Source organism: Bellilinea sp., from assembly GCF_034432615.1.
GTDB lineage: Bacteria > Chloroflexota > Anaerolineae > Anaerolineales > Anaerolineaceae > Bellilinea.
In genome coordinates this window covers 1-12,130 of record NZ_DAOUBL010000236.1, presented here as the reverse complement: position 1 = coordinate 12,130, position 12,130 = coordinate 1, and the positions used below count along the sequence as shown (strand labels likewise).

At 54.1% G+C, this 12,130-nt stretch carries 7 protein-coding genes and 1 pseudogene; 6 read left to right on the top strand and 2 right to left on the bottom strand.

Annotated elements, in window-relative coordinates:
* Positions 1 to 1,530: pseudogene (locus VAE48_RS10230) on the bottom strand (hypothetical protein); the annotation flags it as partial.
* 98 nt (positions 1,531 to 1,628) lie between these two features.
* On the opposite strand from VAE48_RS10230, the gene glyS reads away from it, so the two are divergent.
* Positions 1,629 to 4,646, top strand: coding sequence for a glycine--tRNA ligase subunit beta (gene glyS / locus VAE48_RS10225; RefSeq protein WP_322793225.1), 3,018 nt, complete (start codon positions 1,629 to 1,631; stop codon positions 4,644 to 4,646).
* A 142-nt stretch (positions 4,647 to 4,788) separates the two neighbouring features.
* On the opposite strand, the gene VAE48_RS10220 is transcribed toward glyS, so the two are convergent.
* Positions 4,789 to 4,929: a pilus assembly protein gene (locus VAE48_RS10220; protein ID WP_322793224.1), complete on the bottom strand. Its 141-nt coding sequence runs from the start codon at positions 4,927 to 4,929 to the stop codon at positions 4,789 to 4,791.
* A 434-nt stretch (positions 4,930 to 5,363) separates the two neighbouring features.
* Here VAE48_RS10220 and VAE48_RS10215 point away from each other — a divergent pair, with 434 nt between their 5' ends.
* The 5 genes from VAE48_RS10215 to VAE48_RS10195 form a co-directional block, all read left to right on the top strand.
* Positions 5,364 to 5,966 (top strand): FmdE family protein, encoded by a 603-nt coding sequence (locus VAE48_RS10215; RefSeq protein WP_322793223.1) that lies wholly within the window; start codon positions 5,364 to 5,366, stop codon positions 5,964 to 5,966.
* Between the two features lie 10 nt (positions 5,967 to 5,976).
* The gene (locus VAE48_RS10210; RefSeq protein WP_322793222.1) at positions 5,977 to 6,732 is read left to right on the top strand and encodes a sulfite exporter TauE/SafE family protein; all 756 of its coding nucleotides are present in this window, start codon (positions 5,977 to 5,979) and stop codon (positions 6,730 to 6,732) included.
* 121 nt (positions 6,733 to 6,853) lie between these two features.
* Positions 6,854 to 8,767 carry a DNA primase gene (dnaG, locus tag VAE48_RS10205; protein WP_322793221.1) on the top strand — a complete coding sequence of 638 codons (1,914 nt, stop codon included), beginning with the start codon at positions 6,854 to 6,856 and terminating at the stop codon, positions 8,765 to 8,767.
* 38 nt (positions 8,768 to 8,805) lie between these two features.
* On the top strand, positions 8,806 to 10,449 hold the full coding sequence (locus tag VAE48_RS10200; protein WP_322793220.1) for a sigma-70 family RNA polymerase sigma factor: 1,644 nt from the start codon (positions 8,806 to 8,808) through the stop codon (positions 10,447 to 10,449).
* A gap of 20 nt (positions 10,450 to 10,469) precedes the next feature.
* Positions 10,470 to 12,130, top strand: a 1,661-nt coding sequence (locus VAE48_RS10195) for a cache domain-containing protein (protein WP_322793219.1), incomplete at its 3' end; no start/stop codon positions are given.

Here is a 12,130-nt window from a genome sequence, read left to right as displayed (position 1 = left end):
CGGTTTGCCAAGGTTGAGTTTGTTTTCGGCCAGCTGATCCAGCAAAGCGGCCACTTCATCGCGGTGTTCCTGCGGCTGCAACAGGCGCAGGGCTTCTTCCAGCAGCGCATCGGCTTGCAGCGGGCGAATCGTATCCAGATAAACCTGCGCCTGCCCGCGCAAAGCGCGGCTGCAACCCCAATGATCCCCCTGCTGGCGGTAGAGTTGCTCAGCAGCCCGGAAGTGGATCAGCGAAGGTTCAAAATCGGCCAGCAAACGATGAAGGTCTCCCAGCAGCAGCTGGAGCAGCGGACGATTCGCCTTCAACCCGGATGGTAAACGGCCGAGATAGTATTGCAAACTTTCCAGGCGTCCACTCCGAATCAGTCCCACGCCAATTTGTTCAATCACATCCGCCGCAAAGGCATACTCCCCGGCTTTAAGCAGATGATAAATGGCTTCTTCTGACCGCTTACGATCCAGATAGAGGTTTGCAGCCCGAAGATGCAAAGACCGCGCTTCAGCAGGCTGTTGATTCAACTGTGCCTGTAAAAATTCTTGAAAAAGGCGTTGGAAACGGTAAGTCTGCCCGCCAGCCGTTTCAATGAACAGGCCCCCTTCATATAATCGCTTCAGCAGGACGGCACTCTCTTCAATTCCCAACAGTTCATCGCATATTTCGCCTTCCAGTTGGCGCAAAATGGAGGATCGCACCAGCAATTGCTGAATCTCCTTTGGCTGGCGGGCAAGCACTTCCGGCGCCAGATAATCGAACAGGCCTTCCAGTGTTTCGGGCAGGCGTTCCAGCACCCCATCCAGAGAGGCGGAAGGCTGACGTTGCACGCTCTGCCAGATCATTTGCAGTACCAGCGCCCAGCCTTCGGTTTCTTTTGCAAGCCGTTCGGCTTGCTGCCGCGTAATTGGAAAACCGTACCCCTCCCGGAAAAGATCTTCGATTTCCTCTGAAGTGAAAGCCAGATCGCTGTGAGTCAACAGGCTCAATTCCCCCTTCACCCGCCAGCGGTTCAAATCCAGATGATCCGGCATGGTGCGCGTGGCAATCACCACCTGCAAGTTCGGCGGGCGGTATTGAATCAAATGCCGCACCAACCCGGCAATTTCCGGCACATCATGCACCCAGTGATAATCATCCATCACCAGCACGCCTTCTTCCAGCAAATGCAACGTAAGGGCATTCAACAACGGCGTTAGAGCGGAAGGCGCCACCCGGCCATTGTGTTCTTCGAGATAACGAAGCGCATCCCTGCCATACGCTTCATTTTGACTGGCAAAAGCACTGATGAGGTGAATCAAGAACAACAACGGATCACGGTCAGGTTCATTGACCGTATACCAGAAAAGGCGGCGGCCTTCTTCGCGCAAATCGAGCAGGGCAGTGGACTTTCCGTAACCCGTGCCGGCCAGCAGCAAAGTCAGTGGACGTTGCAAAGCGCGTTGCAATAACGAGCGAACGCGGGGACGGGGGAGTATGGCTTTGCGCGGCAGGGGTGGGATCAACTGGCTTTGGATGACCAGATCTCGAAATGCCATGGCACTTCCGATTGTAGTGCAATTTTCCGCTGCTGACAAATCAAATCTCATCCGTAGTATAATCGGGAGGCAATCTCAAGCCGTTTTGTGGAGTGCGCATGTCTGAACCGATCGATTTCCAAACCATCATCATGAATTTGCAGCGCTTTTGGGCCGATCAGGGCTGCCTGATCTGGCAGCCTTATTACACGCAGGTGGGTGCCGGCACCTACAACCCGGCCACTTTTCTGCGCGTGCTGGGCCCTGAACCGTGGAAAGTTGCCTATGTCGAACCCTCTGTCCGCCCCGATGATGGACGTTACGGAGAAAACCCCAACCGCTTGCAGCAACATTACCAGTTTCAGGTCATCCTCAAGCCCGACCCCGGCAACCCGCAGGAAATTTACCTTCAGTCCCTGCAGGCATTGGGAATTGACCCGCATCAACATGACATTCGCTTTGTGGAAGACAACTGGGAATCGCCTGCCCTGGGGGCGTGGGGATTGGGCTGGGAAGTGTGGCTGGACGGGCAGGAAATCACCCAATTCACCTACTTCCAGCAGGCCGGCGGGATTGTGCTGGATCCGGTTTCGGTAGAAATCACCTACGGCCTGGAACGGATTGCCATGGCGCTGCAAAAAGTGCGTAATTTCCGCGATATTCGCTGGAGCCCCGAACGCACCTACGGCGATGTGAACCTGCAAGGCGAACAGGAACACAGCAAGTATTATTTTGAGATTGCCGATGTTGAACGGGCGCGCCAGATGATGAGCCTGTTTGAAGCCGAAGCGCTCAATGCACTCGAACACGGCCTGGTCTTGCCGGCGCATGACTATGTGCTGAAATGCTCCCACACCTTCAATATTCTGGATACGCGCGGCGCCGTCGGTGTGACCGAACGGGCTGCCATGTTTGCCCGCATGCGCGATCTTTCTGCAAAAGTAGCACACGCCTATCTTGACCAGCGCGAACGGCTGGGATACCCCATGCTGCCCGCTGAAAAAGGCACCCCCACTGCCGCAATTTCTGCACCGCGCGGCGCTGCCGCCACAGGAGAAACGCATCGCCTGAACCAGCCGGGAAATTTGTTATTTGAAATTGGCACAGAAGAACTGCCCGCCGGTGACTTGCAGGATGCCATAAACCAGTTGCAGGAACGCATCCCTCAATGGCTGGAAGAATTGCGTCTGAATTACGGGACGCTCAATGTCTTCGGTACACCGCGCCGTCTTACGGTCATTGTAAAAAATCTGGCCGACCACCAAACCGACCGCGAAACGCTGGTCAAGGGGCCGCCTGCCCAGCGCGCCTTTGATACCCAGGGCAACCCCACCCCAGCGGCGATTGGATTTGCACGCAGCCGTGGGATTGAGGTTGGTCAGTTGCAGATCGCCGAAATGGACGGCGGTCAATACGCCGTTGCACGCATTTTTGAAGCCGGTAAACCGGCAGTGAAAGTCCTGGCATCCGCCCTGCCGCAGTGGATCGCTTCGCTCAATTTCACCAAATCCATGCGCTGGAACCAATCCGGTGTTGCTTTTTCGCGCCCCATCCGCTGGCTGCTGGCATTGTTCGATGGACAGTTGATTCCTTTCCAGTACGCCGGGTTGAGCAGCGGCAATCAGACGCGTGGATTGCGCTTCCGCCAGCCCGAAATGGTGGAGATCAACGAAATTGACACCTATCTCCAGTTTTTGAGCAGTCAGGGCATTCTACTCGATCCCGCCGAACGGCGCGCCAGCATCCGCCGCCAAACCGAACAGTTGATTGCAGAATGCGGCGGCGACCCTGCCCGTCTGGATGAAAACCTGCTGGATGAGGTAACCGGTCTGGTTGAAGCACCCACCGCCCTGCGCGGCTCGTTCGATGAGGCGCACCTCAGCTTGCCGGCGGAAGTGTTGATCTCGGTCATGAAAAAGTACCAGCGCTATTTTCCGGTTTATACAAATAACGGCAGTTTGCTGCCTTACTTCATCGTCATTCGCAACGGCGACGAGCGGTTCAAAGAAGTGGTCGTTGACGGCAATGAACAGGTCATCCGCGCCCGTTTTGCCGACGCGGCTTTTTTTATCAACGAAGACCTGAAACAACCGCTGGAAGCCTTCCTGCCGCGCCTGAATACGCTCACTTTTCAGGTCAAACTGGGTTCGATGCTGGATAAAACTCACCGCATCGAACGCCTGGTGGAAAAATTGATTCCCATGGTTGGGTTGGATGAGGAACAGGCTGCCGTTGCCCGGCGCACTGCTCACCTGTGCAAAGCCGATCTGGTCACCAACATGGTCATCGAAATGACCAGCCTGCAAGGGCTGATGGGCCGTTATTACGCACAGCACATCGGCGAATCACCGGCGGTTGCTCAGGCCATCTTTGAATCCTATCTACCGCGCTATGCCGGGGATGATTTCCCGCAATCTGCAGCGGGCTTGCTGGTTGGCATGGCGGACCGGCTGGATACGCTGGCAGGGTTGTTTGCCGCCGGGCTGGCACCTTCCGGCACCAAAGACCCGTTCGCCCAGCGGCGGGCTGCGCTGGGGCTTGTGCAAAATCTGATCCACTGGAATCTGGATTTTGACCTGCAGACCGGACTGCAGGCCGCTGCTGAGGGGCTGCCCATCCCTGCCAGTGCTGAAAGCCTGCAAACCTGTCTGGAGTTCATCATCGGCCGCCTGCAAAGCAACCTGCTTGAAGAAGGCTATCGCTATGATGTGGTTTCTGCCGTGCTGGCAGAGCAGGGTCAAAATCCGGCAGCTGCCTTCCGTGCTGTGCAGCACTTGCAGCAATGGGCTCAGCGCGAAGATTGGAACCAGATATTACCGGCATACGCCCGCTGCGTGCGCATCACCCGAGATCAGAAGGAAACCTTCACCATTGAGCCGGGAGCACTGGTTGAGGATGCCGAAAAAGCCCTGTTGAGCGCCTTGTTGCAAGCCGAAACCACTCCGCGCCGCAGCGGCTCGGTTGAAGATTTCTTTGCCGTTTTCCTGCCCCTGATTCCGGTGATCAACCGCTTCTTTGACGAAGTGCTGGTCATGTCGGAGGACGCTGTTCAACGCGCCAACCGGCTGGGAATGCTGCAACGCATTGCCGGATTGGCACGCGGCGTAGCCGATTTCTCGCGGCTGGAAGGGTTCTAACCCCCCTGAAAAATAGAGTAATCTGCGCCTTTCCCGCTCCGTAAAATTGGGAAAGGCGCAAATTGTTTATCGCTTTACCCCAGGGAATAACCTCCGGAATTATGCTCCGGTTCATCCATAATCATTTTGCGTGAGAGAAGCGTCAGATGAGGGGAATGATGTTACTGAACAAACTGCCGATGGTCGGCCCCAGCAGCGCCAAAATGACAATCACCGCCAGTGCTACCAGCAACATGATCAACGCATACTCAACCAGCCCTTGACCTCCCTTATCTCGTTTCATTTTTGCTCCCCTGAATAATAGCGAAAAAGACAAAGATATATATTTTCATTATACAGAAGAACACCTTTTAACGAATTAACAATTGTTGTCACATATTAGAATTTGAAAAAGATCTTGACAAAAAAATACAAGGGAATATAATCACATTCATATGTTTGAATATGAAAGAGAGTAAAATTGGGTGCCCCCATATTCAATATGAAAACCCAATTCTTCAAAGGGCAGCCACCCAATCCGGGATTCCAATTTACCAATTCCTTCGAAGGGGTAAACCAGTGTTTCTGTCATTTGGCGGTAGATATTAGCTTGGGATGGTGATTTATAAGTCAACAATTACTCAAATTAAGTATATTGGCTGGATATTTCTACGGGTTTATTCCGGCGACTGGCAATAAGGTTAATGAAAAAAAATTCAAAATAAGGTGAAAACAAAAATGGATCCTCGAACAGTATTAGAAAAAGCCTTGGAGTTTCATGGACACCGCTGTTGGGCAAGTGTTGCAGGCGTTCGCGTAGGACTTGCTGCGCTGGAAAAACTGGGCGTCAAGCGCTCTGGCGGCACCCAGCTTTATGGTATCGTTGAAATAGGCGAGGAGCATGGCGGTATGTGTTTTGGTGACGGTGTTCAATATGCCACCGGTTGCACATTTGGCAAAGGGAATATTCGCAAAAATCCCCTTGGAAAACTTGGTTTTACCCTGATCGAAAAAGATACCAACCGGGCGGTACGGGTGGTATTCACAAGTAAATTACAAAAGCAAATTGCCGCATCCAGGTTTATGCAGCAGCGAGCTGCCGGTATCTCACCCGACGATATCCCCTTGGAAGATCAGATGGAGCTGGTGGAACTGGTCTGGAATGCACCGGAAGAAGAAGTGCTGAAAATCGGCGAAATCTTCGAATACTCGGGCAATTGGCTGCCAGAAGTGATGGGATTCAAACCCTGCGACCGCTGTGGTGAATTAACTGCCCTTGCCTATTTGCGCGTGGACGGCCAACAACTTGTTTGCATCCCCTGCTCTGGCTATGGCCGCTAATAAAAACTGAATGTCTCCCACAATCTATCTTATCAGTGCGGGATTGGTCTTTGTACTCTCCGGCCTTCTGGCCATGGCAGGCCTGGGAGCAGCTTTTTTGTTTGTTCCTTTGTTCTACTATCTGGGGGTTCCTCTGGCCGAGGCAACCCCCACTGCTTTGTTATTGAATGTAGTTAGCCTCTTATTGGCAACCATCAATTACTGGCAGGGCAAATTGATCAACTGGCGAGTCGGATTGCCAGTCCTAATTGCTGCTGTCTTATTTTCTCCAATTGGCGCAAGATTGACTGCTTCCGTTAATAGAAGCGTACTGCTTGGGCTGTTTGCTGCCTTTCTGGTTTTTGCCGGAGCCGTAATGCTTTTTTATAAGACAAAGAAGCGTACCCAGCCGCTCAACCGATCGGCTGAGACCCTTGTCGGAGCCAGCATTGGCACTGTGGCCGGCTTTATTGGTGGACTGCTGGGGGTTGGAGGCGGCAACTTTATTCTGCCTGTGCTCAACTGGTTAGGTTTAGATGCCAAAGTGGCTGCAGGAACAACAGCCCTGGTGGTGGTATTTTCTTCTTTTTCCGGTTTTCTCGGTCATGCCACAATGAGCAGGCTAGACCCGTTTTTTGTAGGTATCATGGCGGTCATGGCGGCAGGTGGATCAATAGCAGGCTCGCAATTGATGAAAAAAAAGGTTTCAAGTTCCCAGTTAAAGCAGATAATTGGCATTTTACTCTGGGTGATAGCTATCAAAATGATTTTTGATTTATTGAAGTAAAGGCACAAACCTTGAGATATCCCCCATTCGTCCCTTCTATTGGGAATCCGGGGAAGAAATCAGCTTATATCCGCCGCTGGAAATCCTTATCTGAGCACCGATTCAACGTTAAAATCAAACTATGAGCGCAATTGATGAAATCAAAGCGCGGATTGACATCGTTGAACTGGTTTCAGAAACGGTCAAACTGCGCCGAACCGGAAAGAACTATATTGGTTTTTGCCCGTTTCATACCAATACCCGCACACCGGCGTTTGTGGTTTTCCCGGATTCCGGCACATGGCGCTGCTTTGGACAGTGCAACGAAGGCGGTGATGTATTCCGCTTTGTGATGAAAAAAGAAGGCTGGGACTTCAGCGAAACCCTGCGCTATCTGGCAGAACGTGCCGGCGTCACGCTGGAAACACCTTCTCCTCAGCAGGAGGCTCAGGCCGAAGAATTCGACCGGCTGCGCAACCTGCTGGAAGAAGCCGTTGTGTACTACCGCCATCAGATGCTCAACACCCCTGCCGGTAAACAGGCCAGGGCTTACCTGCAGCAGCGCGGCATCCAGCCCCAAACGATGGAGATTTTTGAACTGGGTTACGCTCCTGACTCGTGGGATGCTGCTTTGAACTACTTGCGCGGCAAAGGATATACCCTTGAAGAAATCCGTGAGGCCGGCCTGCTGACCGAACGGCAGGACGGCGGGGGTTACGACCGCTTCCGCCACCGCATCATGTTCCCCATTCGCGATATGAGCGGAAAGATGACCGGCTTCGGCGCCCGGGTTTTGCGCGCAGAAGATCAGCCCAAATTCCTCAACTCTCCCCAAACTCCGCTTTTCGATAAGGGCCGGCTGTTGTACGGGCTTCATCTGGCACGCAAATCCATCCGCGCACAGGATCAGGCCGTGATTGTGGAGGGCTACCTGGATGTGATTGCCTTGCATCAGGCCGGGTTCAGCAATGCGGTTTCTCCAATGGGGACTGCCCTCAGCGAAGACCAGCTGCGCCTGCTCAAGCGCTTCACCCGCCGCATTGTGCTGGCGCTGGATGCGGACGCCGCCGGTGAAAAAGCCACCCTGCGCGGCCTGGAAGTTGCCCGACAGGCATTCGACCACAGCGACGAAATCGTATTCGATGCCCGCGGCCTGCTGCGCCACGAAGCCCGCTTACAGGCTGACCTGCGGGTGACCGCCCTCCCCCCCGGCAAAGATCCCGATGATGTCGTCCTGAGCGATCCGGCGCAATGGGAACAAATCGTTGCCGATGCCAAACCGGTGGTCATCCATGTGATGGAATCGCTGGCCGCCAGCCGCAATGTGGATGACCCCAAGGTGAAAAGCGAAATCGCCCGTCAGGTGTTAACTTTAATCAACGATGTGCCCGATGCGGTCGAGCGCGACGCTTACCGTCAGCGGTTGGCGCGCTTGCTCAAAATAGACGAACGCGCTTTGCAGGCCATTTCGCCGCCCTCTCCCAGTTCGACCCGTAAAACAGCGGCGCGCACACGCCAGCCCCGCGAGAAGAGTCCAGCTCCGCCCCACGAAATTCAGCCGGGCAGGCAGGCACAGGAAATGGAAAGGCACTGCCTGCGGCTGCTGGTGCGCAACCCCGAAGCAATTTACACCTTGGACCGCCACTTGCAAGCCAACGGATTGAGCCGTTTTTCGGCACAGGATTTTGAATTCGGCGAACATCAGAGCATGGCCGCATTGCTGCTTCAATCGCTGACACAGGATCAGATGGAACCAACCGCCTTCCTTGACCGGAGTTGTCCTCTTGAACTCAAACCTTTTTTAGAGGAATTGCAGCAACCGCTCAAATACGGTGAACCAAAAGGCAACCGCTACACAGAAGATTTATTACGAACCTTTATCATGCTGCGGCTGGTTCGCGTCAATGAAAACATTCTGCAAATGCGCTTTATACAGCAAGACCTTCAGGAACAAAGCACTTCGGCTGTTTCGCCCTATCTGGAATTGATACCCGATTACATTCAAGCCCGCAGCCGATTGGAGAAAGCTCTTGCAAAAGTGGCAGAAGTGGAATAAAAAAAGAGATTTTTTCTTTTTATGGTATATTATTAACCATGGCTCGCACCCCTAAGAAATCATCTTCCACATCCAGCGCAAAAAAGCGCCCGCCGGAAACCAGCAATGAAGCACTGCCGCCCGAAACATCCAGCAATTTGCTGGATCCTTTGAATTTAACTGCCGCTGCCAATCTGGAAAATGGCGATCTCAACAGTATGTTGAGTGATGATATTGAAGAAGTCCTGCCGCTCGTACCCGCCGACGAATGGGTTGAAGCGGAAGTACCGCTGGAAGACCCGCTGGAGATTTTAGAAGATCCTGCCCTGGCGGTGGAGCTTTCCGAAGACCCGGTTCGTCTTTACCTCAAAGAAATTGGCCAAATTAACCTGCTGGATGCGGACAGCGAGTTTCGTCTGGCCGCCCGCATTGAAGCCCGCCAGTACCTGCAAACCCTGCGCCGCCACCTCGATGGCAAAAACCCGGCTCTCGATCCCAATTTACAGTTATATCTTGCGGTGGTGGAGGATCTGTATACATCCTGGGAACGCTTCAAGCAGGATGTCAACCGTCTAAGCAATGAAGAAGTACCCGATTTGGGTTTGATTTTATTAGAAGCACAGGCCCTACGCCAATCCTGGCAATCCGATACTCCCTCTTATATGCGGTCGTTTCTCGACAACGGTTTATGGGGAAAAGACTCCCTTTGGGATGGTCTGGTTCGCAACGCCTTTACCCTCTACCTGTGCCTGTACCTTTTACCATCTGAACTGGCACAGGAACTTTTTGAGATTCTAAAAAAAGGCGAAGACCTGCCGGGCATTGATTTCTTTGAAGTTCGGCTGGTCAAATACGACCTTGAAAAAGAGATTAAGAACATCCACGAGCTTGCGGAGGAAGCCAACCAGACCCTCATCCGGGCCAACTTGCGGCTGGTGGTCAGCATTGCCAAACGCTATCTGGGACGGGGAATCACCTTCCTCGATTTGATTCAGGAAGGCAATTTGGGTTTGCTGCGGGCAGTCAACAAATTTGACCCAACGCGGGGTTTCAAATTCAGCACCTACGCAACCTGGTGGATACGCCAATCCATCAGTCGTTACATCGCTGAACAGGCGCGCACCATCCGCATACCGGTGCATCTTTTTGAAGCCATCACCCGCCTGCTGCGCGTCCAGCGCAATCTGGTACAAAAGTTAGGGCGTGAACCAACCAACGAGGAACTGGCCCTGGAAGGCGGATTTCTCAGCGAAGAGGATGTTAACCTCATCAAGAAAGCGCAGGCGGCCAACCTTCCGCTGGATCCCGAAGTGCAGCGCCGCTGGAACTGGGCGGCAGCCAAAGTACAGCGCATTCTTCAATCGGCAGAGGAACCTGTTTCACTGGAACGGCCGGTTGGGGATGAAGACAGCAGCCAGCTGGGGGATTTTATCGAAGATGATGATGCCATGGAACCGATGGACGCGGCAGCCCGTGAGATGTTACGCGAGCAGGTACAAAACGCGCTCGGCGCGCTTTCCGAACGCGAGCGGCAGGTGCTCGAACTGCGCTTCGGTTTGATTGACGGTAAAGACCACACCCTGGAAGAAGTCAGCCGCTACTTCAACGTCACCCGCGAGCGCATCCGGCAAATTGAAGCCAAAGCACTCCGCAAACTGCGCCACCCCACCCGCAGCCGTCACCTGCGCGAATACCTGTCGTAAGGATTTCTGCCTGAGGATCAATGCCTGCCCAGCGAGTCCTCATCGTACAACAACAAGCCCAGCCAGCTCAGGCGCTGACACGTCACTTTCGCAGCCGGGGCGACCAGGTTTGGGAGGCGTGGGAAATTGGACAGGCTGAAGCGCTTTTCAAGCAAATCAAACCGCATCTGATTTTGCTGGACCTGCATTTTCCCGGTGAAGGCTGGCTGGAATTCTTACGCCGCATTCAGACTGCAGACCCCCAAGTCAAGGTCATCCTCACCAACCAGGTTCCAGATGTGCAACGCGAGATGCTGGCAAAATCCATGGGCTTCAATGTTTTCCTGCGCCAGCCGTTTCAGGCGCGCTGGATCGAGCAGGCTTTACGTCGTCTGCAATCCGTTGATGTACCCACTCAACCGCGCCGACCGCCAGCCGTAAGCAGCTTACCGGCCAGCCAGCCACCGGCGGTCAAAGTCCCGGTGCGCCTTAAGATTACCCTGCCTTACCTGATCCTTGCCCTGCTGTTCGCCCTGGCATCTGCCTATCTTGTCACGCAAGTGGTGGTCGAATCGGTACAGGATCGCTTTTTCAATCAGCTGGTAGCCGCCGGCAGGCAGACCACCGACTGGATGGTGCGCGAAGAAGACCGTCTTCTGGCTACCCTACGGCTGATTGCCAACACGCAGGGGGTTGCCGAGGCAATCCAAGCCAGCGATGCAGAACAATTGCGCCAGCTGACCCTGCCGCTGGCAATCAACAACAATGAAGAAGTTGTTGAAATTCTCGATCTTCAGGGGGTGACCGTCTTTTCTGCCCGCCGCCTGCCGGGAGCCCCGCGCGGAGAATATACCTACTCACGGGCAGACCCCTTCTTCAGTCAGCAGCAATTTGTTCAGCGGGTTTTACGCCGCGAACAGGATGCGCGCGGCGACAAGTTTGCGGCTTTCGTTCAAACACCCTGGGGAGATTATTTCTACATCAGCGGGCCGATTCTGGACACGCAGGGGCAGTTAAGCGGTGTAGTGCTGGTTGGCAAGTCAGCAGCTTCGCTGGTACGGGAAATGAAACTGGATACGCTCAGCGATACAACCCTGTATACGCTGTCCGGCAGCCCGATTGCCTCCACCTTCCCCACTTTTCAGCACACGCTTGAGCCCGTTTTAGCGCTTGAAGTGCTGCAAACCCAGGATCAGGCCAGCAAATCCCGTCCGCTGAACATCAATGGCATTAACTATACTGAGCTGCTGGGGGCGTGGGAGGCGCGCAGCGGAGAAGATTTGGGCCTGCTGGGGGTAGCCCTGCCTCAGGCGTTTCTGGTGCGTACCAGTCAAATCACCCGGTTGCAAGTCTTTTTGTTGATCACCATTTCCATCCTCCTCGTGATTCTGGTGGGAATTTATCTGGCTAACCTGATCACCCGTCCTCTGCTGCGGCTGGTGCGGGCCACCTCGCAGGTTGCGCAGGGTAATCTGGGCATAAAAGTCAATGTGGAGGGCAACGATGAGTTATCGGTGCTGGCCCACGCTTTCAACGCCATGATTGCCGGCCTGCAGGAAGGTTTTATCTACCGCGATCTGCTGGGGCGTACGGTTTCGCCGGAAGTGCGTGAGCAATTGCGCCAGACCTTCGGCTCCGGCAATCTCCGTTTGGAAGGTCAGCAAGCCGTTGCCACGGTACTGATGAGCGACATTCGCGGCTT